At 74.0% G+C, this 24,741-nt stretch carries 20 protein-coding genes; 14 read left to right on the forward strand and 6 right to left on the reverse strand.

Annotated features, from left to right (window positions below):
* Positions 1 to 214 precede the first annotated feature (214 nt).
* The gene (locus V9U69_RS06135; RefSeq protein WP_337060478.1) at positions 215 to 727 is read right to left on the reverse strand and encodes a hypothetical protein; all 513 of its coding nucleotides are present in this window, start codon (positions 725 to 727) and stop codon (positions 215 to 217) included.
* Between the two features lie 293 nt (positions 728 to 1,020).
* Between V9U69_RS06135 and V9U69_RS06140 the strand changes: the two genes are divergently transcribed.
* The 5 genes from V9U69_RS06140 (at position 1,021) to V9U69_RS06160 (ending at position 5,931) form a co-directional block, all read left to right on the forward strand.
* Positions 1,021 to 1,977 carry a universal stress protein gene (locus V9U69_RS06140; protein ID WP_337060480.1) on the forward strand — a complete coding sequence of 319 codons (957 nt, stop codon included), beginning with the start codon at positions 1,021 to 1,023 and terminating at the stop codon, positions 1,975 to 1,977.
* Positions 1,978 to 2,095: 118 nt separating this feature from the next.
* Entirely contained in the window at positions 2,096 to 3,064 is a 969-nt protein-coding gene (locus tag V9U69_RS06145) for a siderophore ABC transporter substrate-binding protein (protein WP_337060482.1), read from the forward strand.
* 74 nt (positions 3,065 to 3,138) lie between these two features.
* Entirely contained in the window at positions 3,139 to 4,101 is a 963-nt protein-coding gene (locus tag V9U69_RS06150) for an iron chelate uptake ABC transporter family permease subunit (RefSeq protein WP_442907626.1), read from the forward strand.
* Between the two features lie 115 nt (positions 4,102 to 4,216).
* Entirely contained in the window at positions 4,217 to 5,152 is a 936-nt protein-coding gene (locus tag V9U69_RS06155; RefSeq protein ID WP_442907627.1) for an iron chelate uptake ABC transporter family permease subunit, read from the forward strand.
* A complete protein-coding gene (locus V9U69_RS06160) occupies positions 5,149 to 5,931 on the forward strand; it encodes an iron ABC transporter ATP-binding protein (RefSeq protein ID WP_337060487.1) in 783 nt (260 codons plus the stop codon). The genes V9U69_RS06155 and V9U69_RS06160 overlap by 4 nt, the downstream gene beginning before the upstream one ends.
* A gap of 33 nt (positions 5,932 to 5,964) precedes the next feature.
* Here the strand turns inward: V9U69_RS06160 and V9U69_RS06165 are convergent, their stop codons facing one another.
* Genes V9U69_RS06165 through V9U69_RS06175 form a run of 3 tightly spaced genes read right to left on the reverse strand, consistent with a single transcriptional unit; the run spans position 5,965 to position 9,082 of the window.
* The gene (locus V9U69_RS06165) at positions 5,965 to 6,780 is read right to left on the reverse strand and encodes an HpcH/HpaI aldolase family protein (RefSeq protein ID WP_337060488.1); all 816 of its coding nucleotides are present in this window, start codon (positions 6,778 to 6,780) and stop codon (positions 5,965 to 5,967) included.
* Positions 6,765 to 7,550: a 2-oxo-hept-4-ene-1,7-dioate hydratase gene (hpaH, locus tag V9U69_RS06170; RefSeq protein ID WP_337060489.1), complete on the reverse strand. Its 786-nt coding sequence runs from the start codon at positions 7,548 to 7,550 to the stop codon at positions 6,765 to 6,767. The genes V9U69_RS06165 and hpaH overlap by 16 nt, the downstream gene beginning before the upstream one ends.
* A gap of 41 nt (positions 7,551 to 7,591) precedes the next feature.
* Entirely contained in the window at positions 7,592 to 9,082 is a 1,491-nt protein-coding gene (locus V9U69_RS06175; RefSeq protein WP_337060491.1) for a fumarylacetoacetate hydrolase family protein, read from the reverse strand.
* Between the two features lie 157 nt (positions 9,083 to 9,239).
* On the opposite strand from V9U69_RS06175, the gene V9U69_RS06180 reads away from it, so the two are divergent.
* The 6 genes from V9U69_RS06180 to V9U69_RS06205 all read left to right on the forward strand — a co-directional run bounded on the left by V9U69_RS06180 (position 9,240) and on the right by V9U69_RS06205 (position 17,433).
* Positions 9,240 to 9,950, forward strand: a complete 711-nt coding sequence (locus tag V9U69_RS06180) for a GntR family transcriptional regulator (RefSeq protein WP_337060492.1) — start codon at positions 9,240 to 9,242, stop codon at positions 9,948 to 9,950.
* A 42-nt stretch (positions 9,951 to 9,992) separates the two neighbouring features.
* Complete coding sequence (gene hpaE / locus V9U69_RS06185; RefSeq protein ID WP_337060494.1) at positions 9,993 to 11,531, forward strand: 5-carboxymethyl-2-hydroxymuconate semialdehyde dehydrogenase; 1,539 nt, start codon at positions 9,993 to 9,995, stop codon at positions 11,529 to 11,531.
* A gap of 28 nt (positions 11,532 to 11,559) precedes the next feature.
* On the forward strand, positions 11,560 to 12,621 hold the full coding sequence (hpaD, locus tag V9U69_RS06190; protein ID WP_337060496.1) for a 3,4-dihydroxyphenylacetate 2,3-dioxygenase: 1,062 nt from the start codon (positions 11,560 to 11,562) through the stop codon (positions 12,619 to 12,621).
* Positions 12,622 to 12,652: 31 nt separating this feature from the next.
* A complete protein-coding gene (locus V9U69_RS06195) occupies positions 12,653 to 14,167 on the forward strand; it encodes an NAD-dependent succinate-semialdehyde dehydrogenase (protein WP_337060497.1) in 1,515 nt (504 codons plus the stop codon).
* Between the two features lie 98 nt (positions 14,168 to 14,265).
* Complete coding sequence (locus V9U69_RS06200) at positions 14,266 to 15,600, forward strand: FAD-binding oxidoreductase (RefSeq protein WP_442907628.1); 1,335 nt, start codon at positions 14,266 to 14,268, stop codon at positions 15,598 to 15,600.
* 174 nt (positions 15,601 to 15,774) lie between these two features.
* Entirely contained in the window at positions 15,775 to 17,433 is a 1,659-nt protein-coding gene (locus tag V9U69_RS06205) for a thiamine pyrophosphate-binding protein (protein ID WP_337060499.1), read from the forward strand.
* Positions 17,434 to 17,483: 50 nt separating this feature from the next.
* Here V9U69_RS06205 and V9U69_RS06210 read toward each other — a convergent pair whose 3' ends face one another.
* Positions 17,484 to 19,385 carry an FAD-binding monooxygenase gene (locus V9U69_RS06210; protein WP_337060501.1) on the reverse strand — a complete coding sequence of 634 codons (1,902 nt, stop codon included), beginning with the start codon at positions 19,383 to 19,385 and terminating at the stop codon, positions 17,484 to 17,486.
* Between the two features lie 164 nt (positions 19,386 to 19,549).
* Between V9U69_RS06210 and V9U69_RS06215 the strand changes: the two genes are divergently transcribed.
* Together V9U69_RS06215 and V9U69_RS06220 are read left to right on the forward strand one after the other, a co-directional pair.
* The gene (locus V9U69_RS06215) at positions 19,550 to 20,365 is read left to right on the forward strand and encodes an IclR family transcriptional regulator (RefSeq protein ID WP_337060502.1); all 816 of its coding nucleotides are present in this window, start codon (positions 19,550 to 19,552) and stop codon (positions 20,363 to 20,365) included.
* The gene (locus tag V9U69_RS06220; protein WP_337060503.1) at positions 20,362 to 21,324 is read left to right on the forward strand and encodes a helix-turn-helix domain-containing protein; all 963 of its coding nucleotides are present in this window, start codon (positions 20,362 to 20,364) and stop codon (positions 21,322 to 21,324) included. The genes V9U69_RS06215 and V9U69_RS06220 overlap by 4 nt, the downstream gene beginning before the upstream one ends.
* A gap of 63 nt (positions 21,325 to 21,387) precedes the next feature.
* Here the strand turns inward: V9U69_RS06220 and V9U69_RS06225 are convergent, their stop codons facing one another.
* A complete protein-coding gene (locus V9U69_RS06225; protein ID WP_337060504.1) occupies positions 21,388 to 22,902 on the reverse strand; it encodes a GMC family oxidoreductase in 1,515 nt (504 codons plus the stop codon).
* A 217-nt stretch (positions 22,903 to 23,119) separates the two neighbouring features.
* Between V9U69_RS06225 and V9U69_RS06230 the strand changes: the two genes are divergently transcribed.
* Positions 23,120 to 24,577: an aldehyde dehydrogenase family protein gene (locus V9U69_RS06230; RefSeq protein ID WP_337060505.1), complete on the forward strand. Its 1,458-nt coding sequence runs from the start codon at positions 23,120 to 23,122 to the stop codon at positions 24,575 to 24,577.
* Positions 24,578 to 24,741: the final 164 nt, after the last annotated feature.

The following is a 24,741-nucleotide window of genomic DNA, read 5'->3' on the forward strand; positions in this document are numbered from 1 at the left end:
TCGGCTCGCCGGGGCGTGTCCGCGACGTGGAGCGGGAGTCGCCGCACAGCCCCGACCTGCCCCGTCGGGTCGGGGCGCGGACTCGCCGGCGCCCGACTCCCGTGCGGGATGAGCGCCGTCCTCCCTGCGAGCGGTGGACGGGTTCCTCAGCGCGTCGACCCGCCACCGATCACCTCGCGAGCTCGCGCCGGCAGCGCTGGACCCGTCGGAACGGTCAGCACCGGACGGGCCAGTCGCACCGCCAGGGCGTGCACCGTGGGGAACGGCAGCAGGTGTTCCACCGACAGGCCTTCGTCGGCCCGGCAGACCACCACGTCGGCGCGCGCCACCGCGCGGGTCGTCCCCTCGCCGCCGGTGCGGACCAGCTGCGACCGCCCGCCGGTGCGCGCCAGCTCAGGGCCAGGGCGGTCTCGTCCCAGCCGGCCGCCCACTCGTGCCCGGGCCCGCGCGCGCCCACCGTCAGCAGCCGCGCGCCGCGCGCAGCCGCCAGCACCGCCGGCAGCACCGGGCCCGGGGCGAGGGGCAGCACCGTCGCCGCCGCCGGGGCCGCTTCGCGCACCTCCTCCTGCGCGGCGTCCAGGAGCAGCCCCACGGCGGTGGTGCCGCCACCCGGCGCGGCCGGGGGCAGCACCACCACGTGCACGTCCGAACCGGTGCGCGCGGCGTCCAGCGCCCCCAGCCGCAGCGCCGCGGCGCTGTCGGGGGAGCCGTCGTGCACCACGACCACCGGGCGCGCGTCGTCCCGCGCCGCCGGGGACGACCGGCGGGGACCACCCAGCGGGGTGGTGCACCGGGTGTCGGGGCGCGGGGCGCCGCGTCGACGCGTGGGTGCTCGCCCGGTGCCTCGTCGCGGTGCGCTCCTGCGCGGGGTGTCCTGTCGCACGGTGCCCTCCCGGCCGCCTCGTCCTGTCCTCCCAGCACACCCCCGAGGCGCCGGTGGTCCCAGGGCCCTGGGTCCCGCTGTCGCCGGGGTGCCGCGCGCGGCACCCTGGGAGCACAACGGGCGAGGAGGCGGTGGACGTGAGCGGCGGCGACGGGGGTGTCGGCAGCGGGGGCGTCGGCGACGCGGGGGAGCGCTCGCGCGGCGCGGTGGTGGTGGGGGTGCAGGAGGCCGCCGAGTCCGCACCGGTGGTGCGCTGGGCCGCCGCCGAGGCCGCCCGTCGCGCGGTGCCGCTGCGCCTGGTGCACGCCGAGCAGTTCCCGTTCGGCGCGGACGCGGTGGGGGCGGGCTGGGCCGGTGAGCTGACCGAGCAGCTGGACCGCGAGGCGCTGGAGGGCCTGCGGGAGCTGGCGCAGCTGGCGCGCGCGGCCGTGCCCGGCCTGGACGTGCGCACCGAACTGGTGCACGACCACCGCCGCCACGCGCTGCTGCGGGCCGCCGAGGGGGCGTGCCTGGTGGTCACCGGCCCGGGGCGGTGCGGCGGTGCGCTGGGGGAGGTGCTGCTGGGCTCCACGAGCCTGTTCCTCGTGGCGCACGTGCCCTGCCCGGTCGCGGTGGTCCGCGAGCGGCCGGCCGGGAGCGAGGGTGCCGGTGTGGTGGTGGGTACCGACGGCTCCTGCGCGGCGCGGGCGGCGGAGCACTTCGCGGCGGCCCACGCGCGGGCCACGGGGCAGGAGCTGACGGTGGTGCGCGCGTGGTGCGCGCCGGCGGCGGGGCGCCACCAGGTGCGGGTCCAGGCGCTGGACCGGGTGCGGGAGGAGGCCGGGCGGGGGGTGGCCGAGACGGTGCGGCGCGTGGGCGAGGGGCACCCGGAGCTGCTCGTGCGGCAGGTGCTGGTCCAGGACCCCTCGCCGGCGGCGGCGCTGCTGGCCGCCGGCGCCGGGGCGCGGCTGCTCGTCCTGGGTTCGCGCGGGCGCGGTGCGTTCGCCAGCGCCCTGCTGGGCTCGGTCAGCCACGAGGTGCTGCACCGCGCCGCCGGCCCGGTGGTGGTCGTCCCGGACGCCCGCAGGCACCACCCGGTGCGGGAACCCGTGTGAGCAGGGGCACACGCGGCGCAGGTGGTCAGCCTCCGGTCAGGGAAGGCTAAGCTTGCCGGTGTCGGCCCTCGTGGTTCCACGGGTGCCGTCCTCCCGTTCCTGCGTGAAAGGCGTTGCCGTGAACCACCTCCTGCCCCGGCGCACCGCGGCCGGTCTGGCCCTCGGACTCGTCGCGTGCCTCGGTCTCGCGTCCTGCTCGAGCGAGGCGGAAGCGGACACCGAGGCGGGCGCCGCCGAGACCCGCACCGTGCAGACCGCCGACGGTGCCGTGGAGATCCCGGCCGAGCCGGTGCGCGTGGCCGCTCTGGACAACACCTCCTTCGCCACCCTGAAGGCGTTCGGCATCACCCCCGTCGCCGTGCCCAAGCCGCTGCTGCCCTCCGAGGGCTACGACGACTGGGCCTCCGACGAGTCCATCGCCGACGCCGGCAGCCACCGCGAGCCGGTGCTGGAGGCCGTCAGCGAGGCCGACCCGGACCTCATCATCGGCGGTTACCGCTTCGCCGAGCAGACGGAGGAGCTGTCGAAGATCGCCCCCACCATCGACATCTCCCCCTCCGCCGAGGCCGAGGGCGGATTCGTGGAGAGCCTGAAGACCCAGACCACCACCCTGGGCGAGATCTTCGGCGAGGAGGAGAAGGCCGCCGAGCTCGTCGCCGCGCTGGAGGAGGCGCAGGAGAGCGCCGCCGCCGAGACGGACGGGGAGTCGGTGTTCCTCGCGGTGGCCAGCGGCGGGCACATCGACAACGGTTCCGAGCGCCTGGGCCGCATCACCGAGCCGCTGGGCCTGACCAACGTGCTCGAGGCCGAGGGCGACTCCATCCACAACGACTCCGGCCTGGCGCCGGAGACCATCGCCCAGCTGAACCCCGACTGGATGATCGTCCTCGACCGCGACGCCGCCACCGGCACCGAGGGCGCCTCCCCGGCGCAGCAGCTGGTCTCCGAGCAGGAGGCGTGGAAGGACACCACGTTCATCACGCAGGACCACGTGATCTACCTGCCGGCGATGTTCTACGTCACCGAGGGCATCCAGGCCTACACCGAGGTGTACGGGCAGATCGCGGACGCGTTCTCCGCGGCGTGAGCACCCCCACCCGCCCGGCGGGCACGGCCGCACCGGCCGTGCCCGCCGGGCCGCCGCCGCCGCGCCGAGCACCCCTGCGCCGGGTCCCCCTGGCCGCGGGGGTCGTCGTCGTGCTCGCCCTCGTCGCGGTGTCGCTGGCGGTGGGCGGCTACGACATCACCGTCGAGACGTTCCTGCACGACGAGGCCGCGCGCGAGATGTTCTTCATCAGCCGCGTCCCGCGCACCCTGGCCCTCGTGCTCGCCGCCGCCGCCATGGGCGTCTCCGGCGTCGTGATGCAGGTCCTCGTGCAGAACAGGTTCGTCGAGCCCACCACGACCGGGTCCAGCCAGTGGGCGGCCCTGGGCATCGTGGTGCTCGCCGTCGTGCACCCCGGCGCCCCCACGGTCGTGCGCATGGTGGTCGCGAGCCTGCTCGCCCTCGTGGGCACCCTGGTGTTCCTCGGCGTCCTGCGGCGCGTCTCGCTGCGCTCCTCGGTCGTCGTGCCGCTGGTCGGCATCATGCTCGGTTCCGTCGTCGGCGCCGCCACCACCTACCTCGCCTCGGACAACGACCTGCTGCAGATGCTGGCCGCGTGGCGCTCGGGCGGCTTCAACGACATCGTGCGCGGCCGGTACGAGCCGCTGTGGATCGTCGGCCTCGTCGTCGTCGCCGTGTACGTCACCGCCGACCGCTTCACCATCGCGGGCCTCGGCCGGGACGTGGCCACCAACCTCGGCCTGCACCACGGCCGCGTGGTGTTCACCGGCACCGCCATGGTGGCGCTCGCCACCGGCGTGACGACCGTGGTCGTCGGTTTCGTGCCGTTCCTGGGCCTGGTCGTGCCCAACGCGGTGTCCCTGCTGCGCGGCGACGACGTGCGCCGCAACCTGCCGTGGGTGGTGCTGGCCAGCGTGGCGCTGATGGTGGTGTGCGACCTCGTCGGCCGCACCGTCGTGTTCCCGCTGGAGGTGCCCGCCTCCGTGGTGCTGGGGGCGGTGGGCGCCACCGGGTTCGTCGTGCTGGTCCTGCGCCGGAGGGGGTCGCTGCGTGGCTGAGGACACCACCGTGCGGGCGGTTCCCGCCCCGCGCCCCGCGCGCACGGGGAACCGCCCGCACCGGGCGGTGCGTCGCGACGGCGCTGTGCGGACGCCCCGGACCGCGCGCCCCTGGCTGCGCGTGGCGGTCGTCGGGGCCCTGGCCGCCGTGGCCGTGCTGTGCTACCTGTTCCTGTTCCTGCGCGGCTCCTTCGAGTTCGCGATCGAGCGGCGCCTCACCGCCGTGGGCGCCATGGTGCTCGTCGCGTTCACCCAGGGTGTGGCGACCCTGCTGTTCCAGACCGTCACCCAGAACCGGGTGCTCACCCCGTCCATCATGGGTTTCGACTCCGTGTACACGCTCGCCCAGACCGCCATGGTCGTGGCCTTCGGCGGTGCGGTGCTGGCCGCCACCGACGGCGTGGGCAAGGTGGTGGCCCAGACGCTGCTCATGGTGGCCTTCGCCACGTTCCTGTTCCGCTGGCTGTTCTCCGGCCGCCACGCCAACCTGCACGTGCTGCTGCTGGTCGGTGTCGCGATCGGCATGGCGTTCGACAGCGTCGCCACCTTCGGCCAGCGCGTCCTGGCACCCGCCGACTACGACCTGCTGTCCGCGCGGCTGTTCGGCCGGCTCACCGCCGCCGAGCCCCACGTCCTGGCGCTGGCGGCGGTGGTGTGCGTGCTCGTCGGGATCGTCGTGGTGCGCCGGCACGCCCGCCTGGACGTGCTCCACCTGGGCCGCGACGTGGCCACCAACCTCGGCGTCGACCACCGCCGCGAGCTGACCGTGGTGCTGGTGTGCGTGTCGGTGCTCGTGGCGATGTCGACCGCCGTCGTGGGGCCCCTGACGTTCTTCGGGTTCCTCGTCGCGGTCCTCACCCACCAGGTCGCCGGCACCCACCGGCACGCCGTGCTGCTGCCCATGTCGTTCCTGCTGGGCGTCCTCGTCCTGGTGGGCGGGCAGTTCGTCATGGAGCACGTCTTCTACGCCACCGGGATGCTCACGGTCGTCCTGGAGTTCGTCGGCGGCACCGTCTTCCTCGTCCTGCTGCTGCGGAAGGGCACCCTGTGATCACCGTCGACGCCGTCACCAAGGCCTACGGCGACACCCCCGTCCTCGGCCCGGTCAGCGAGGTGCTCGCCGACCGCGGCATCACCTCCGTCATCGGGCCCAACGGCGCCGGCAAGTCCACCCTGCTGACCATCGCCGGTCGCCTGGCCGAACCGGACTCCGGCGCGGTGCGCGTGCGCGACGGCGACACCGCGGGTGCCGCCGAGCTGGACGTGCACCGGGCCCGCTCCGCCGACGTCGCCAAGCTCGTCGCCGTGCTGCGCCAGGAGAACCACTTCACCGCCCGGCTCACCGTGCGTGAACTGGTCTCCTTCGGCCGCTTCCCGCACAGCCGCGGCCGCCTGACCCCCACCGACGTCGCCGCCGTCGACGAGGCGCTCGGGTTCCTGGACCTGACCGGCCTGCAGGAGCGCCACCTCGACGAGCTCTCCGGCGGGCAGCGCCAGCGCGCCTACGTCGCCATGGTCCTGGCCCAGGGCACCCGCCACGTCCTGCTCGACGAACCCCTGAACAACCTCGACATCCGCCACGCGGTGCGGATGATGCGGCTGCTGCGCCGCGTCGCCGACGACCTCGGCCGCGCCGTCGCCCTCGTCGTGCACGACGTGAACTTCGCCGCCGCCTGGTCCGACCGCATCGTCGCGGTGCGCGACGGCCGCGTCGTCGCCCAGGGCACCCCTCAGGAGGTCGTGCGCGAGGACGTGCTGCGCGAGGTGTTCGACACCCCGGTGCGCGTGCACGTGCTCGACGGGGTGCCCACCGCGGTGTACTTCCGCTGAGCCGGTGCCCCGGACGCGGGCCGGTCGGCAGGCTCAGTAGGAGGGGCGTTCCGCCTCGTCGCGGGCGGTGGTCGTGAACTCGGCCGCGAGCGCCTCCGATCCCCGGGCGACGAGGGCGACGTCCGCTCCCACGAGCACGAACCGGGCGCCGGCGTCGACGTAGCCGCGGGCGACGGCGGGGTCGAACGCGTTCACGCCCACCGGAGTGCCGGTGGTGCGGACGGCGTCCAGGGCGCGCCGCACCGCGGCGACGACGTCCGGGTGACTCTGCCGGCCCAGCAACCCCATCGACGCGGCCAGGTCGCTGGGGCCGACGAAGACGCCGTCGATCCCCTCGGTCGCGGCGATCGCCTCCGCGTTCTCGACGCCCTCGACGGTCTCGACCTGCACGAGCACGCACACGTGCTGCGCCGCGTCCGCCAGGTAGCCCTCGACGCGGTTCCAGCGGGCCGAGCGCGCGAGCGCGCTGCCGACGCCGCGGCGCCCCCGGGGCGGGTACTGCGTCGCCTCCACCACGGCCCGCGCCTGCTCGGGAGTGGAGACCATGGGGACGAGCACCGTCTGGGCGCCGAGGTCGAGGACCTGCTTGAGCACGACGTCGTCGGCGGTGGGGACCCGCACGACCGGGGTGACGGGGTACGCGGAGACGGCGTACAGCTGGGCGAGGGTGGACTCCAGACCGTTGGGCGCGTGCTCCATGTCGATGAGCACCCAGTCCAGGCCGGACCCGGCCATGACCTCGGCGACGACGGGGGAGCCGGAGCAGATCCAGCCGCCGAACAGGGCGCGGTCGCTGCCGGCGAGGCGCTCGCGCAGCGTGGGGTGCAGGCGAGTCACTGGAAGCGGCACGAGATCGTCCCCAGCCTTCCGTAGTCGGCGAGGACGGTGTCCCCGGGGTGGACCCACATCGGCCGGGTGAACGAACCGGCGAGGACGACCTCTCCGGCCGCCAGGTGGTCGTCGTGCTGGGCGAGCTTCTGCGCCAGCCACGCGACGCCGCTGGCCGGGTGGTTCAGGACGGCCGCCGCGACGCCCGACTCCTCGATCGTCTCGTTGCGGTAGAGCAGCGCCGAGACCCAGCGCAGGTCGACGGCGTCGGGGGCCACCGGGTTGCCGCCGACCACCATGCCGCCCATGGCGGCGTTGTCGCTGATCGTGTCGACGATGGTGCGTCCCTGCATCTCGATGCGCGAGGAGAGGATCTCCAGGGCGGGGACGACGTACTCGGTGGCGCGCAGCACGTCGAAGATCGAGACGTGGGGTCCGGAGAGCGGCTCGCGCAGGACGAACGCGAGCTCGACCTCGATGCGGACGTTGGAGAAGCGGGCGTGCTCGATGACGCTGCCGTTCTCGAACACCATGTCGGCGAAGATCGCGCCGTAGTCGGGTTCGGTGATGCCGGTGGCCACCTGCATGACCTTCGACGTCAGGCCGATCTTGCGGCCCACCGGTCGCCTGCCCGCCGCGGTGCCGCGGCGGCGCCACTCGTTCTGCACGGCGTAGGAGTCCTCGACGGTCATGCCGGGGTGGCGGGCCGTGAGCAGGGGCACCGTCGTGCGATCGCGTTCGGCGGCGGCGAGCTCGTCCGCGATCGCGGTGATCGTCTCGGGGGGCAGCATCGACGTTCTCCTCGGGGTCGGCGTTCGGGGGACCGGCCGGATCAGCCCTGCCCGTCGCGGGCGGCGTACTTCGCGCGCCACTCGGCGTCCATCGGGAAGAGCCCGTGCACCGGGTGGCCCGCCGCGACCTGCTCGGCGATCCAGGCGTCCTCCTCCTCCTGCGCGAGGGCGGCGTCCACGACCTCCTCGACGAGGGCGCGGGGGATGACGATGACGCCGTCGGAGTCGCCGACGATCACGTCCCCCGGCTGCACCGCGGCGCCGCCGCAGGCGATGGTGACGTCGACGTCCCACGGGACGTGCTTGCGGCCCAGGACGGCGGGGTGGGGCCCGCGGGAGTAGACGGGCAGGCCCACGGCGGCGACGGCGTCGTGGTCGCGGACACCGCCGTCGGTCACGATCCCCGCCGCTCCCCGGGCGTGGGCGCGGATGGCGAGGATGTCGCCGAGCGTCCCCGAACCGGCCTCGCCCCGGGCCTCGATGACGAGGACCTCGCCGGGCTCGACGGCGTCGAAGGCCCGCTTCTGGGCGTTGAAGCCACCGCCGTGCGAGGCGAAGAGGTCCTCGCGGTTCGGCACGAACCGCAGCGTCTTCGCCGTGCCGACGAGCTTGCGCTCCGGGTGGTTCGGGCGCACGCCGTCGATGCTCACGTTGTTCAGGCCGCGCTTGCGCAGCTGCGCCGACAGGGCGGCCACCGGGGCCCGCTCCAGCTTGGCGCGCAGGTCGTCGCCGAGCCCGGGCGGGGCGGCGGGTTCCAGACCGGCGGCCTCGCGCGAACCCCAGGCCTCCTCGCGCTGCTGGTCGTCGACGGCGGGCAGCGAGCCGAGGTCGGCGTCGAAGGCGTGCTCGCCCTGCACCACCGTCGTCACCAGCCGGCCGGAGGTGGCGCCGGCCCGCGCACCGCTCACGACGTCGACCTCGACCTCGACGACGTCACCGGGGACGACGACGCTGGAACCGGCGGGCGTCCCGGTGAGGACCACGTCCCCGGTCTCGAGCGTGAAGTGCTGGGAGAGGTCGGCGACGATCTGCGCCGGCGAGAACAGCACGGCGGCGCTCGTGTCCTCCTGGACCAGGGTGCCGTTCACCCACGTGCGCACCCGCAGCGCCGCGGGGTCGACGTCCGAGGCGTCGATGAGCTGCGGCCCGAGGGGGGTGAAGCCGTCGCCGCCCTTGGAGCGGACGTTCGACCCCTTGTCGTTGGCGCGCAGGTCGTACAGGCCGAGGTCGTTGGCGGCGGTGACGTGCGAGACGTGGCGCCACGCCTGCTCGAGGGGCACGCGTCGAGCGGGTTCGCCGATGACGAGGGCGATCTCACCCTCGAAGGCGAGGAGTTCCGTGCCCGCCGGTCGCTCGACGGTGCCGCCGCCGGCGGCCACGGAGCTGGAGGGCTTGAGGAAGTAGGAGGGCGCGGCGGGGCGCCGACCGCGCTGGTCCGCCCGGGAGGCGTAGCTGAGGTGGACGGCCACCACCTTGCCGGGGCGACCGGCGGGCAGGGCGGCGAAGCGCGGGTCCTGGTCGGGCTGGGTCATCGTCGACTCCCTCTGGCGTGGTATTCAAAACTGTATACGATCCGCGATCGAGGCGTCGAGGCCCTTGTCGGGACGCTCTCGCGGGTCTACGGTGTACGTTAAGATATATGATCTAGAGCCCGCTGGCTGCCCTGACGATGACGTGGAGGCGACGCTGATGACCCCTGGACCCGTGGCCGGTGCCGCCACCTCCAAGGTCGAGGCGGCGTACCAGCTCATCCGCGAGCGCATCCACTCCGGGGAGTACACGCCCGGGTACCGCCTCGTCCTGGGGGCGCTGGCCAAGGAGCTCGGCTCCTCCTCCGTCCCGGTGCGCGAGGCGATCCGGCGCCTGGAGGCGGAGCACCTCGTGGAGTTCGAGCGCAACGTCGGAGCGACCGTCCGCGGACTGGACCCGGTGGAGTACCGCTGGACCATGGAAACCCTCGCCGTCGTCGAGGGAGCGGCCGTCGGGCAGGCCGTCCCGCTGCTGACCGCCTCCGACCTTCAGGAGGTGCGCCGGCTCAACGAGCTCATGCGCGCCGAGCTGCACGGGCTGGACCGCGGCGACTTCGACACCCAGCGCTTCAGCCAGCTCAACCAGCGCCTGCACCGCGCGCTGGCCGCGCCCTGCCCCAACCCGCACCTGCTCGACCTCGTCGACCGCGGGTGGCGCCGCCTCAGCACGCTGCGCACCAGCGTCTTCTCGATGGTCCCCGAACGCACCCACCAGTCCGTCGCCGAGCACGACGGGCTCATCGGGCTCATCGCCTCCGGGGCCGATCCCGCCGCCGTCGAGCAGGCCGCCCGCGCGCACCGCACCGCCACCCTCGCGGCGGTGCTCGCCCACGAGGCCGCCCAGCCCCTCGACGGCTCCCCGCGCGGCTGACCGGCCACCACCACGACGATCCCCGACGACCAGGAGGAAACCGTGACCACCACCGCGTCCGAGGCGACCACCCGCCACGTGCCCGACGGATTGCCCACCCACCTGCAGCACTTCATCGACGGCGAGCTGCGCGACTCCGTCGGCGGTGAGACCTTCGACGTGCTCGACCCGGTCTCGAACGAGAACTACGCCACCGCCTCGGCGGGGCAGGCCGCCGACGTCGACGCCGCCGTGCGGGCCGCCGGCCGCGCCTTCGAGGACGGCCCCTGGCCGACGATGGCGCCCCGCGCCCGCGCTCGCGTCCTGAACAGGATCGCCGACCTCGTCGAAGCGTCCGACGCCCGCCTGGCCGAGCTGGAGACCTTCGACACCGGCCTGCCCATCACCCAGGCCCTCGGGCAGGCGCAGCGCGCGGCGGAGAACTTCCGCTTCTTCGCGGACCTGATCGTCGCCCAGACCGACGACGCCTACAAGGTGCCCGGCAGGCAGGTCAACTACGTCAACCGCAAGCCGGTCGGCGTCGCCGGGCTCATCACGCCGTGGAACACCCCGTTCATGCTGGAGAGCTGGAAGCTGGCCCCCGCCATCGCCTCCGGGTGCACCGTGGTCCTCAAGCCCGCGGAGTTCACCCCGCTGTCGGCGAGCCTGTGGGCGCAGATCTTCACCGAGGCCGGACTGCCGAAGGGGGTCTTCAACCTCGTCAACGGGATCGGCGAGGAAGCCGGCGACGCGCTCGTCAAGCACCCGGGCACCCGCCTGATCTCCTTCACCGGTGAGACCACCACCGGGCAGCTGATCTTCCGCAACTCCGCGGCCCACCTCAAGGGCATGTCGATGGAGCTGGGCGGCAAGTCGCCGGCGGTCGTCTTCGCCGACGCCGACCTCGAGGCCGCGCTGGACTCGACGCTGTTCGGGGTCTTCTCCCTCAACGGCGAGCGCTGCACCGCCGGCTCGCGCATCCTGGTCGAGCGCAGCGTCTACGACGAGTTCGTCGAGCGCTACGCCGCCCGGGCGAAGAACATCGTCGTCGGGAACCCGCACGACCCGGCCACCGAGGTCGGCGCGCTGGTGCACCCGGAGCACTACGAGCGCGTCCTGGGGTACGTCGAGGTCGGCAAGACCGAGGGCCGCCTCGTCGCCGGCGGTGGCCGCCCCGAGCACCTGCCCGTCGGCAACTACCTGGCGCCCACCGTCTTCGCCGACGTCCCCTCCACGGCCCGGATCTTCCAGGAGGAGATCTTCGGCCCCGTCGTGGCGATCACCCCCTTCGAGGACGAGGCCGACGCGATCCGTCTGGCCAACGACGTCAAGTACGGCCTGGCCGGGTACGTGTGGACCTCCGACCTGCAGCGCGGGCACCGCGTCGCGCACTCCATCGAGGCCGGCATGGTGTGGCTGAACTCCCACAACGTGCGCGACCTGCGCAGCCCCTTCGGCGGGGTCAAGGCCTCCGGGCTCGGCCACGAGGGCGGCTACCGATCCATCGACTTCTACACCGAGCAGCAGGCCGTTCACATCACCCTGGGCGACGTGCACACCACCCGCTTCGGCGCCCGCGCCGCCAGCGAGATCGACTACTGAGACCCCCCTTCTCGACGAGGAGAAACCCGTGAACGACGCCCTGCCCACCCCGCCCGACGTCATCCGCTGCGCGTACGCCGAGCTGGTCGTCACCGACCTCGAGCGCTCCAAGTGGTTCTACACCGAGCTGCTCGGCCTCGTGGTGACCGCCGAGACCGAGGACGCCCTGTACCTGCGGGCCTTCGAGGAGTACCTGCACCACTCCCTGGTCATCCGCAAGGGGCCCGTCGCGGCGTGCGCCAAGCTCGCCTACCGGGTGCGCACCCCGCAGGACCTCGACCTGGCCGAGGACTACTACCGCGCCCTGGAAGTGCCGGTGCGCCGCGTGCCGGCCGGCACCACCAGGGGCATCGGCGAGGCCGTGCAGGTGGTGGACCCGCTGGGCTTCCCCGTGGAGTTCTTCCACGACGCCGAGCACGTCGAGCGCTTCACCCAGCGCTACGACCTGCACGGCGCCGGTGCGATCTCCCGGCTGGACCACTTCAACGTCGTCACCCCGGACGTGCCTGCCGCGCGGGAGTACTACGAGGGCCTCGGCTTCAAGGTGTCCGAGGACATCGAGGACGAGGAGGGCACCGTCTACGCGGCGTGGATGTACCGCAAGCCCACCGTGCACGACGTGGCGCTCACCGGTGGCGACGGCCCCCGGATGCACCACATCGCGTTCGCCACCCACGAGCGCAGCCAGATCCTGCACCTGTGCGACCACCTCGGTGCGGTCCGCCGCTCCGACCAGATCGAGCGCGGCCCGGGCCGGCACGGCGTCTCGAACGCGTTCTACCTGTACCTGCTCGACCCGGACGGGCACCGCATCGAGATCTACACGCACGACTACTACACCGGTGACCCGGACAACCCGGTCGTCACCTGGGACGTGCACGACAACCAGCGCCGCGACTGGTGGGGCAACCCCGTCGTGCCCTCCTGGTACAGCAACGCCTCCACGGTGCTCGACCTCGACGGCGACCCCCGCGAGGTCGTCGAGCGCGAGGACGACCGCGAGGCCGACGTGACCATCGGCGCCGACGGGTTCTCCTACACCCGCAAGGACGAGGTCGAGCAGGGGTTCAAGGTCGGCCACCAGGTCTGAGCAGCGGCGCAGGGCGCGAGGAGGAGGACGCATGACGAGCACGACGACGGGCGGCGCGACCAGCGGTGCGGGCAACTCCGTGAGCGGTGGTGCCGAGCGCGAGCAGCGGCTGCTGCGGGACGTGCCGACGCAGCTGTTCATCGGGGGCACCTGGCGCGACGGCAGCGCCGGCACGCTGACCGTGGAGGACCCCTCCACCGGGCAGGTGCTGACCGGCATCGCCGACGCCTCGGTCGAGGACGGCACCGCCGCCCTCGACGCCGCGGTGGCCGCCCAGCACGACTGGGCGCGCACCCCGCCGCGGCAGCGCGCGGAGATCCTGCGCCGCGCCTTCGACGCGGTCACCGAGCGCGCGGAGGACTTCGCGCTGCTCATGACGCTGGAGATGGGCAAGCCGCTGGCCGAGGCCCGCGGCGAGGTCGCCTACGGCGCGGAGTTCCTGCGCTGGTTCTCCGAGGAGGCCTCGCGCATCTCGGGGCGCTACGCGCAGAACCCGGCCGGTGGCTCACGGATGCTGACGATGAAGCAGCCGGTGGGCCCCTGCCTGGCCATCACGCCGTGGAACTTCCCGCTGGCGATGGGCACCCGCAAGATCGGCCCCGCCCTGGCGGCGGGCTGCACCGTCGTGGTCAAGCCGGCCACCCAGACGCCGCTGACGATGCTGGCCCTGGCGCGGGTGCTCCAGGAAGCCGGTGTGCCCGACGGGGTCCTCAACGTGGTCACCACCTCGCGCACCAGTGAGGTGATGGCCCCGCTCATCGCCGACCCGCGACTGCGCAAGCTGACGTTCACCGGCTCCACGCCGGTGGGGCAGGCACTGGTGCGCCAGTCGGCGGAGCGGCTGCTGCGCACCTCCATGGAACTGGGCGGCAACGCGCCCTTCCTCGTCTTCGACGACGCCGACCTGGACGCGGCGGTCGAGGGCGCGATGGCCGCGAAGATGCGCAACATGGGCGAGGCGTGCACCGCCGCGAACCGCTTCTACGTCCAGCGCGGCGTCGCGGAGGAGTTCTCGCACCGCCTGGCCGAGCGGATGGGGGCGCTGCGGGTCGGGCGCGGCACCGAGGAGGGCGTGCAGGTCGGCCCGCTCATCGACGCGCGCGCCTGCGAGGACGTCGCCGGCCGCGTCAGCGAAGCCGTGCAGGCGGGTGCGCAGGTGCTCACCGGTGGCCGGGGCGTGGGGGAGGCGGGCTACTTCTACGCCCCCACCGTCGTCACCGGCGTGCCGGCCGGTGCCCGGCTGCTGACGCAGGAGACCTTCGGCCCGGTGGCCCCGGTGGTCGCCTTCGACACCGAGGAGGAGGGCGTGGCGCTGGCCAACGACACCGAGTACGGCCTGGTCGGCTACGTCTTCACCGAGGGCTTCTCGCGCGGGATGCGGGTGGCCGAGGCGCTGGACACCGGGATGGTGGGCCTGAACGCCGGGGTCATCTCGAACGCCGCCGCGCCGTTCGGCGGGGTCAAGGCCTCCGGGTTCGGCCGCGAAGGCGGCTTCGAGGGCATCGAGGAGTACCTCGAGACCAAGTACGTCGGTTTCCCGATGTGATCGACTCGGGCCCGATCGACCGGGAGGACCCCGTGAGCACTGACGCGGACGGTGTGCCGACCACCCCCGCGGGTGTGGTCGCCGACCTGGTTGCGGCGATGCCGCACCGGGTGCGGACCTCGCCGGCGGTGCTGGAGCAGTACCGCCGGGACCGCTCCGGCCGGGTGAGCGACGGTGCCCCGCTGTGCGTCGTCGAGGCCGGCTCGATCGCCGACGTCCAGCACACCTGCCGCACCGCCAGCGCCCACGGCGTCCCCGTGGTCACGCGCGGGGCGGGCACCGGCCTGGTCGGCGGGGGGATCGCCGGGCCCGGGGAGATCGTGCTGTCCACGCGCGCCATGGACCGCGTGCTGCGGGTCTCACCGCAGAACCGCCTGGCGGTGGTCGAGCCCGGTGTCCTCAACGCCGAGCTGAACCGCCTGCTGGCCGGGGAGGGGCTGTGGTGGGCCCCCGACCCGGCCAGCCGGGAGATCTCCACCGTCGGCGGCAACATCGCCACGAACGCCGGCGGTCTGCTCTGCGCCAAGTACGGCGTGACCCGCGACGCCGTGCTGTCGCTGAAGGTGGTGCTGGCCGACGGCCGGCTCATCAGCGTCGGTCACGACACCGTCAAGGGGGTCACCGGCCTGGACCTGTGCGCGCTGCTGGTCGGCTCCGAGGGGACGCTCGGGGTGATCGTCGAGTGCACCCTGAAGCTGCGCCCGCTCGTGCGCGGCGAGGTCGCCACGATCAGCGCGTCCTTCCCCTCCGTCGAGCGGGCCGCGGCGGCGGCCGCGAGCGTCGTGGCGGCCGGGTGGACGCCGGCGGTCATGGAGCTGATGGACCGCCGCACCCTGGAGTGCGTCAGCCGGTACAGCGGCGTCGACCTGCTCTCCCGCGGCGACGCGCTGCTGCTGGTGCAGACCGACGGCACCGGCGCCCTCGAGGAGGGACAGGCGGTCCTGGACCTCGCCACCGCCGGCGGCGGCGACGCGGAGCTGACGACGGACCCCGAGCGGGGTGCCCGGCTGATGGCCGTGCGCCGGCAGGCGTTCCCGGCCATCGAGACCCTGGGGACGTTGCTGGTGGAGGACGTCGCCGTCCCGCTGGAGGCGATGAGCGCGGTGTTCGCGCGGGTGCGCGAGCTCGAGGAGCGCTACGGCCTCGTCATCCCGACCGCCTGCCACGCCGGGGACGGCAACCTGCACCCCACCTTCGCCTTCCGGGGCGAGGAGGTGCCCGAGGCGGTCTGGCGGGCGGCCGGGGAGCTGTTCGAGTTCGCCCTCGAGGTGGGCGGGACCCTGTCCGGCGAGCACGGCATCGGCCTGCTCAAGCGCCGGTGGCTGGGGGACGAGCTGGGTGCGGACCAGCTCGACCTCCAGCGGCGGATCAAGGAGGTCTTCGACCCCGCGGGCATCCTCAACCCGGGCAAGGTCTTCGCTCCGGAACCCTGATCCGGTGAGGGCGCGCGACCGGCACGACCGCTCCCGACGGGCTTCCCGCGCGCGGGTTCCCGTCCTAAGGTGGTGCCGTCCGGGTGACGTTCCCGGTGCCCGCAAAAGGGGCACGAAGCGGTGGTGCCGCGAGACACACATGGAAACCTCCCGCACCGTCGCCCCGGAGTCCACGTGTCCACGACGTCCGCCCTGGTCGCCCACACCCTCGCCCCGCACGTCACCGACGCCTTCGGCCTGATGGGCAACGGCAACGCCCGCTTCATCGACGCCCTGCACACCGCGGGACGGGTGCGGTTCACCGCGGTGCGCCACGAGGCGGCCGCGGTCGCCGCGGCCGACGCGTACTGCCGCGCGAGCGGCCGGATCGCCGTCGCGACCACCACGTACGGCGCGGGTTTCACCAACGCCGTCACCCCGCTCGCCGAGGCGGCGCAGGCGCGCGTCCCCCTCGTGCTCGTCGTGGGCGAGCAGCCCACGACGGGTCCGCGACCGTGGGACGTCGCCCAGGGGGCGATCGCCGCCGGGGTCGGTGTGCGCACCTTCACCGTGAGCCCGGACGACGCGGTCGCCGTGACGACCGCGGCGTTGCAGCACGCCCTGAGCGAGCGCACCGCGGTCGTCGTGGCGATCCCCTACGACGTCGCGGCGCGGGAGGCCGGTGGGGCGCCCGGTGCCGGGGAGCTGCCGGCGCTGGAACCTCCGGTCCCGGTCGACGTGGACCTCGTCGCGGCCGCTGCCGCGGCGACGGACCTGGCCTCCGCCCGGCGACCGTTCCTGCTGGCCGGGCGCGGTGCCGTCCTGGCCGGAGCCGGTGCCGCCCTCGGGGAGCTCGCGCAGGCCCTCGGTGCCGTCACGGGCACCACGGCGACGGCGCGCAGCGTCTTCCCCGACCCGCGCTTCGACCTGGGCGTCACCGGGGGCTTCGGCGACGAGGAGGCGATGGCGCTGGTGGGCGAGGCGGACGTCGTCCTCGTCGTGGGTGCCGGCCTGAACCAGTTCACGACGCGTTTCGGTCGCCTCTTCGGTGCCGGCACCCGGGTCGTGCAGATCGACGAGGCGGAGGAGCCCACGCACCCGGTGGTGACGCGGTTCGTCCGGGGCGGTGCCGCCGGTGCCGTGCGGGCCGTGCTCGACGCCCTGCCTGCTCGGACGAACGCGGTCCCCGGGTGGCGCGCCGCGGCCGCTGCGCTGACGCGCCGCGGACTGCACCGCCGGCACCCGGGTTCCGGGCTCGCGCCCGACGGGCGGTTGGACCCCCGCAGCGTGGCCGCGCGCCTGGCGGAGGTGCTGCCCGAGGACCGCGTGGTCGTCTCCGACGGCGGGCACTTCATCGGCTGGGCGAACACGTACTGGCCCGTGGCCGAGCCGCACCGGATGCAGATGGTCGGCACCGCCTACCAGAGCATCGGTCTGGGCCTGGCCAGCGCCGTCGGCGCGGCACGCGCCTGCCCGGGCTCCACGATCGTCCTGTCGACGGGCGACGGCGGCTGCCTGATGGCGCTGGCCGACCTGGAGAGCGTGGTGCGCACCGCGCGCCGGGGCGTGGTCGTCGTCTGGAACGACGCCGCGTACAACGCCGAGGTGAGCCTGTACGGCTCGCAGGGCCTGGCGCTGGAACCGATGCTGATCCCCGAGGTGGACTTCGCCGGCCTGGCCCGCGCCGTGGGTGCCGAGGCGGCGGTGGCACGCACCGTGGAGGACCTGGAACGCCTGACCGAGTGGCTCGCCTCCGGGCGCGAGGGCGTCTTCCTCCTCGACTGCCGGATCAGCGCGAGCGTCGTGGCGCCCTACCAGGAGGAGATCATCGCGGTGAACACGGCCGCGAAGTAGGCCAGGAGCACCGGCCACCGTCCCGAGCGGGGCGGTGGCCGGTGCCGGGTTCAGCCGCGGTGGGTCACCGGCAGGCGCAGCAGCGGCGCGAAGTAGGCCGCCAGCTCCGCGTGCGCGTCCAGCGGCAGCACGTTCGCCACGTACTGGTCCGGGCGCACCACGACGACGGCGCCGCCGCGGTCCACACCGCGCAGCTCGAAGACGTCCGACGCCGGATCGGCCGCGTACACCTTCTCGTAGTCGATCAACCCGAACGGGCCGGTCCGGGGCTTGAACACCTCCGGGACGGCGGTGATGTCGACCTCCGGGTGGGCCTGCTGGTAGACCACCTTCACGTCGAACCACGCGTCCAGGTCGGCGTCCGGGGGAGTGGCGGCCAGCGGGGAGCCGGCGGCGTCGGTGAGCCACTGCGCGAGCCGGTCGGTGGCCGAGCCCTCGCCGGGACGGGCCGCGTCGGCGAAGACGTAGATCCGCCAGCGCCCGTCGGCCGTGGCGTGGTGGCCGAGGTGGACGGGGTTCCCGTCGCAGACGCGGACGACGGGCGCGGACTTGAAGCGCCTGCCGACGGGGAAGCCCGCGGCGAGCTGCTGGTGGACGGGTTCGGCCACCAGTTGCGAGGGGGCGTACTGGACCGCGAGACCGGCGAGGTTCTCGGCGGTGCGGACGTAGTACCTCTCCAGCTCGCCGGGGTCCGCCATCTCCTCGGGCTTCTTGGCCATGAGCGTGGACCACTCGCGGTCGAAGTCGATGAGGGCCTGGGCGGCGACCTGCCGCTCGGCCGAGTAGGTGCTCAGCAGGTTCTCCGGGCTGCGGCCCTCCAGCACGTGCCCGAGCTTCCAGGCCAGGTTGAAACCGTCCTGCATGGACACGTTCATGCCCTGCCCGGCCTTGGCGCTGTGGGTGTGGCAGGCGTCGCCCATGATGAACACGCGCGGGCTGCGGCTTCCCGCCTCCTCGGGCAGGACGTCGTCGAAGCGGTCCGTCAGGCGGTGGCCGACCTCGTACACGCTGTGCCAGGCGACGTCGCGCACGTCGAGGGTGTACGGGTGCAGGATCTCCTGCGCGGTGGCGATGATCTGCTCGATCGTGGTGCTGCGCACCGCGCTGCTGCCGCCCTCGGGGACCTCGCCGAGGTCGACGTACATGCGGAACAGGTGCCCGCCCTCGCGCGGGATGAGCAGGATGCTGCCGCCGGTGGCGGACTGGATGGCGCACTTGCGCCGGATGTCGGGGAAGTCGGTGACGGCCAGGGCGTCCATGACGCCCCAGGCGTGGTTGGCCGCGGCGCCGGCGAGCGTGCAGCCGATCGAGGCGCGCACCTTGCTGCGGGCGCCGTCGGCACCGACGACGTACTTCGCCCGGACGGTGCGGGTTCGACCGGCGCGCTCGCCCGCCGTGTGGACGAGGGTGACCTCGACGGGGTGCTCCCGGCCGTCGTGGACCTGCAGGTCGCTGAACTCGTAGCCGTAGTCCGGGCGCATCCGGGTCGGTGAGTTCGCCATGAACTCGGCGAAGTAGTCCAGCACCCGGGCCTGGTTGACGATGAGGTGCGGGAACTCGCTGATGCCCGAGGGGTCGTCGGGCGTCAGCGCGGTGCGGGTGATGCGGGCCGGGTCGGCGGGGTCCGGCTTCCAGAACGCGGTCTCGGTGATCCGGTACGCCTCGGCGGTGATCCGGCCGGCGAAGCCGAACGCCTGGAACGTCTCCACGCTGCGCGCCTGGATGCCGTCGGCCTGGCCGATGGCGAGGCGGCCGTCGCGCCGGTCGACGATCCGGGTCACCACGCCGGGGAAGCGGGAGAGCTGCGCCGCGGTGATCATCCCGGCCGGGCCGGTCCCGACGATCAGGACGTCGACCTCGTCGGGCAGGTCGTCCGGGCGGTCGAGCCCGACGCCGGCTGCCGGCTGCACCCGGGGGTCCCCCGAGACGTATCCGTGGTGGTGGAACTGCACGGGCTGTGCCCACCTCTCTGTGGCCGCCTGCGCCCTCGCCGGCGCGTTCGATATGAGAGCATCAAACTCTGATGCAGAACAACCGTAGGGACGCCTGCCGGAACCGTCAAGGCCGGCGTCTCGGTAGGGTCTGCGGCGAGCACCGGTTCGGCGAGGGGGAGGACGTGGCGGTCGAGGGAGCGCTGTCGCAGACGCTGTCGCGCGGGTTGCGCGTCCTGGAACTGCTCGCCGCGGCGGAGCGCTCCCTGAGCGTCGACGACGTCGCCGCCGGTCTCGGGTTGCACCGCTCCATCGCCTACCGGCTGCTGCGGACGCTGGAGGCCCACCGCCTCGTCGACCGGGACCCGGCCGGGCGCTACCGCCCCGGCGTCGGCCTCGCCGTGCTGGCGCGCTCGGTGCTCCCGGACCTGCGCACCGCGGCCGAACCGGTGCTGGAGGCCGTCGCCGCCGACCTGGGCGTCACCGCCTTCGCGGTGGTCGCCCGCGGCGAGGACTGCGTGACGCTGGCCAGCGTGGAACCCCGGCGACCCGGGGCGAGCCTCGCCCAGCGGCCCGGGACCGTCCACCCCCTGCAGCGGGGCGCGCCGGGCCTGGCGCTGCTCGCCGCCCGCCCCGCGACGGCCGGGGCTACGCGTGCCGCCGAGGTCGCCGCGGTGCGCCGCCGCGGCTGGGCGACCTCCCACGACGAGGTGATCCCCGGCCTGCGGGCCGTCGCGGTCCCCGTCCCGGCGCACCTGGAGGAGCCGTGCGCCCTCGCGGTCGTCTACATCGACGGCACCGTGCTCGACGAGGCGCACCTCGCCGCGCGCCTGACCGCGGCGGCCGGGGAGCTGTCCGCGGTCCTGGGGCGGGCGGGTGGGGCGGGCGGGTGGGGCGGGCGGCGCGCTGGGGTGAACGGCCCGGCCCGCGCCCGCCCGGCCCGGTTAGCATCGAGCGGCCGCCACGGTGCCGTGACGGCGGACCGGAGAGGAGAGCCGTGACGTCCGCACCTGAACCGGCACGCACCGGCGGGCTGGTGCACCTGCAGGGCATCGACGCGTTCCGCGACGCGGTCTCCTCCACCTTCGTGCCGCTGCGGGTCAGCACGAGCACCCCCGACCGCTTCCGCGCGCACCTGCGGTCCTCGGGAGCGGGCGGTGTCGAGGTGGTCGAGATCGCCGCCCGCCGCCAGCTGGTGGAACGCACCCCGGCGCTCGTGGAGCACGGCGACCCTCCCCGCTTCAAGGTGAGCGTGCAGCTGGAGGGCAGCTGCCTGCTCGTGCAGGGGGATCGCGAAGCGGTCCTGGGCGCCGGCGACCTGGCGGTCTACGACACCTCCCGGCCGTACTCCATGGCCTTCGACGACGACTTCCGCGCGGTGATCCTCATGTTCCCGCACGCCCAGGTGGGCCTGGCGCCCGAGCAGGTCCGCGAGGTGACGGCGACCCGGTTCGACGGCGGCGACGGCCTGGGGGCCGTGGTGGCGCCCTTCCTCACGCACGTGGCCGACCAGCTCGATCGGCTGCCGGGCCCGGCCCGCGCTCGGCTGACCACGCACGCGCTGGACCTGGTCACCACCCTGGTCTCCGCGGAGCTGGACGTCCGCTCCAGCGCGGACGCCCGCCGGCGCGCGCTGCTGGCGCGCATCCACGACCACGTCGAGGCCCACCTGGGCGATCCCGGGTTGACGCCCGCCGGCATCGCCGCGGCCCACCACGTCTCCACGCGGCACCTGCACGGGTTGTTCCGCGCGGAGGGCGCGACCGTCTCCGGCTGGATCCGGCAGCGCCGCCTGGAGCGGTGCCGGCGCGACCTCACCGACCCCCGCCTGGTGGGCGTGCCCGTCGCCGCCATCGGCGCCCGGTGGGGTTTCCACGACCCGGCGCACTTCTCCCACGTCTACAAGGCCGCCTACGGCGAACCGCCGTCGGGCACCCGCAGCGCGCTGCGGCGGGGCTGAGGCGCCGGGCTCGCGGTGGGGGTGCGGGGCCGGGACCCGCGGGTGACCCGGGCCCCGCCGCGTTCAGCCGACCAGGCTCGCCGCGGCCTTCTCGCCGATGAGGATGCTGGGCGCGTTGGTGTTCCCGGAGGTGATCCTCGGCATGATCGAGGCGTCCGCGACGTGCAGGCCCGCCAGGCCGTGCACCCCCAGCCGCTGCGGGTCGACGACGGAGAGCTCGTCGTGACCCATGCGGCAGGTGCCCACCTGGTGGTGGTACGTGATGACGGTGCGCCGCACGTAGTCGCGCAGCTCCTCGTCCGTGCTCACCCGCGGGCCCGGGTAGAGCTCCTGCGCGCCCCACTCCTCGGCCAGGGCCGGGGCGGCGCCGATCTCGCGGCACTGGCGCACCGAGAACACCAGTGCTTCGAGGTCGCTCTCCTCGGCCAGCGCCGCCGGGTCGATGAGCAGTTCGTCGTCGGGGGAGGGGCCGGACAGCCGCAGCTCGCCGCGGCTGGCGGGCCGGACGATCCCGGCCTGCAGGGTGAAGCCCGTCGCGGGCCCCTGCATCCCCTCCTGGTACATGGGCACGCTGAAGTTGATCGGCTGGGTGTCCGGCACGTCCAGGCCGGGACGGCTGCGGGCGAACAGGTGCGTCTGGGTGATCGAGGCGCCGCCGGTGGGCGGGGCGATCTCCCGGCGGGTCGTGGTCAGCAGCACCGGGGACAGGAAGTGGTCGTGCAGGTTCTTGCCGACCCCGGGCAGGTCCAGGACGGGGCGCACCCCCACGGCCTCCAGCTCGGTGGCCGGCCCGATGCCGCTGAGCAGCAGCAGCCGCGGCGAGCCGATGGCCCCGGCGGCGAGCACGACCCGACCGGCCTCCTGGCGCACCAGCTCCCCGCCCGCCTCGTACTCCAGGCCGACCACGCGCCCGCCCTCCACGAGCAGGCGGTGCACGTGGGCTCCGGTGACGAGGTCCAGGGCCGGCGAGCCGAGCACCGGGCGCACGTAGGCGGTGAACGTGGTCAGCCGCCTGCCGTCGCGCACGGTGACCTGCTGCTGGGAGATCCCGTCCAGCTCACCGGCGTTGTAGTCGGGGTTCACCGGGATCCCGACCTGCTGGGCGGCCTCCACGATCGAGGCCTGGATCGGCGCGAGCGGGTAACCGCCGACGACGTCGAGCGGGCCGCCCTCGCCGCGCAGCTCGCTCGCCCCGCCGTCGTAGTCCTCGATGGCCTTGAAGACCGGCAGCACGTCCTGCCAGGACCAGCCCGCGCAGCCCGCGGCGGCCCACGCGTCGTAGTCCGAGGCGTGCCCGCGCACGTAGATGGCCGCGTTGAGCGAGTGCGATCCGCCGACCACCTTGCCCCGCGGCAGGTGCAGCCGGCGGTTCGCGGCGTGCGGCTGGGGGGTGGTCCAGTAGCCCCAGTCGTCCGGGCTCAACCACAGCTCCCCGAGGCGGCCGACGTCGTGGATGGCGGGGTTGAGGTCGTCGCCGCCGGCTTCCAGCAGGAGGACGCGCTGACCGGCGTCCACGAGGCGGCGAGTGATCACGGAACCGGCGGAACCGGCACCGACGACGATGGTGTCGTAGGACAAGGTCGTCTCCTTCGACGGGCTGCTGCGCTGCAGGGTCCTCCGGGAAGACTGGACCGTGCCGGAGGCGCCGGTCACCGGGGGAGCGGTCTTCGTGCGCTTCTGGACAAGGACCTCGCGCTGACGGCCAAGGCCCCCGGCCTCCCCCGGGTGATGCTGGAGCCCGCCACCGCGGTCCGCTCACCGAGGAGCCCGCGGAGAGGACGAGGAGGAGCACCTGATGACCGACACCACGACGGCCCCCGCCGCCCACGAGGAGCTGCTGGCCCGCGTCGCCGCCCCGCAGGGCCAGGGCCGCGAGATCCGGGAGCCCGCCACGGGCGCGGTGCTCGGCCACGCTCCCGTGCACACCGTCGAGGACCTCGAGGCGGCCGTCGCCGCCGCCCGCGCCGCCCAGCCCGGCTGGGCCGCCCGCGGCCACGAGGAGCGCTCGCAGGCGCTGCTGCGCATGGCCGACCGGATCGACGCCCTGGCCGAGCCGCTGGCGCAGCTGCTGGCGCGCGAGCAGGGCAAGCCGCTCAACGGCCCGAACGCCCGCTTCGAGATCGGTGCCTGCTCGTCGTGGCTGCGCGCCACCGCCGGCACGGTGCTCGAACCGCAGGTCGTCGTCGACGACGGCACCACCCGCGCCGAGCTCGTCTACCGGCCCGTCGGGGTCGTCGGGGCGATCGGCCCGTGGAACTGGCCGCTCATGATCTCGATCTGGCAGATCGCGCCCTCGCTGCGGATGGGCAACTCGGTCGTGGTCAAGCCCTCGGAGTTCACGCCCCTCAGCGTCCTGGCGCTCGTGTCGATCCTGAACGAGGAGCTGCCGGAAGGCGTCCTGACCGCCGTCTCGGGCGAGCGGGAGGTGGGCGCGCGCCTGTCCTCGCACCCCGACGTGGACAAGGTGATGTTCACCGGCTCCACCGCCACCGGGCGCAAGATCATCGAGAGCTCGGCCGGGAACCTGGCCCGCCTCACCCTGGAGCTGGGTGGCAACGACGCCGGGATCGTCCTGCCCGACGCCGACCCCGAGGCGATCGCCGAGGGCCTGTTCTGGGGCGCCTTCATCAACACCGGCCAGACCTGCGCGGCCCTGAAGCGGCTGTACGTCCACGACTCCCTCTACGACCGGGTCGTCGACGCCCTCGCCGAGGTCTCGCGGAAGATGCCCATGGGGCCGAGCCTGGACGAGGCCAGCGTGCTGGGCCCGCTGCAGAACAAGCAGCAGTTCGACATCGTCGCCCGGCTCGTCGAGGACGCCAAGCAGCGCGGTGGCCGGGTCGTCACCGGTGGCGAGCCGGCGACCGAGCTGGGGGAGCTGTTCTTCCCCATCACCCTCGTCGCGGACCTGCACGACGGCGACCCGCTCGTCGACGAGGAGCAGTTCGGCCCCGCGCTGCCGATCATCCGCTACAGCGACGTGGAGGAGGCGATCGCCAGCGCCAACCGCCTCGACGTGGGGCTCGGCGGATCGGTGTGGTCCTCGGACCCGGCGGCGGCGCGCGCCGTCGCCGAACGCATCCAGGCCGGCACCGTGTGGATCAACTCGCACGGTTCGGTGCACCCCATGATGCCGTTCGGCGGCGTCAAGAGCTCCGGCTACGGGCTGGAGTTCGGGGTGGAGGGCCTGAAGGCCGTCGCCGTCCCGCAGGTGATCAGCGGCGCCTCGCCGACCGTCGCGCCGACGGCCTGAGACGTCCTGACGGACCCGCCCGCACCCGGGCGGGTCCGTCCAGCACCTCGTGGTGCGAAACAGGCGGTGCGAAACAGGCAGGTAACGAGATCTTCTCACCGGTGCAACTCGCCCCTGCCCCGGTGGTTCTACGGTCGGAGACTCAAAGAGGAGTTCCACGACAG

The sequence above is a fragment of the Kineococcus sp. G2 genome, assembly GCF_037154035.1.
In the GTDB taxonomy this organism is placed as follows: Bacteria; Actinomycetota; Actinomycetes; order Actinomycetales; family Kineococcaceae; genus Kineococcus.

Coding starts and splice junctions, on each gene's coding strand:
- hpaH (WP_337060489.1), bottom strand. CDS start 7,550: ATGCTGCCCCCCGAGACGATCACCGCGATCGCGGACGAGCTCGCCGCC.
- V9U69_RS06175 (WP_337060491.1), bottom strand. CDS start 9,082: ATGACCCAGCCCGACCAGGACCCGCGCTTCGCCGCCCTGCCCGCCGGT.
- V9U69_RS06180 (WP_337060492.1), top strand. CDS start 9,240: ATGACCCCTGGACCCGTGGCCGGTGCCGCCACCTCCAAGGTCGAGGCG.
- V9U69_RS06195 (WP_337060497.1), top strand. CDS start 12,653: ATGACGAGCACGACGACGGGCGGCGCGACCAGCGGTGCGGGCAACTCC.
- V9U69_RS06200 (WP_442907628.1), top strand. CDS start 14,266: ATGCCGCACCGGGTGCGGACCTCGCCGGCGGTGCTGGAGCAGTACCGC.
- V9U69_RS06230 (WP_337060505.1), top strand. CDS start 23,120: ATGACCGACACCACGACGGCCCCCGCCGCCCACGAGGAGCTGCTGGCC.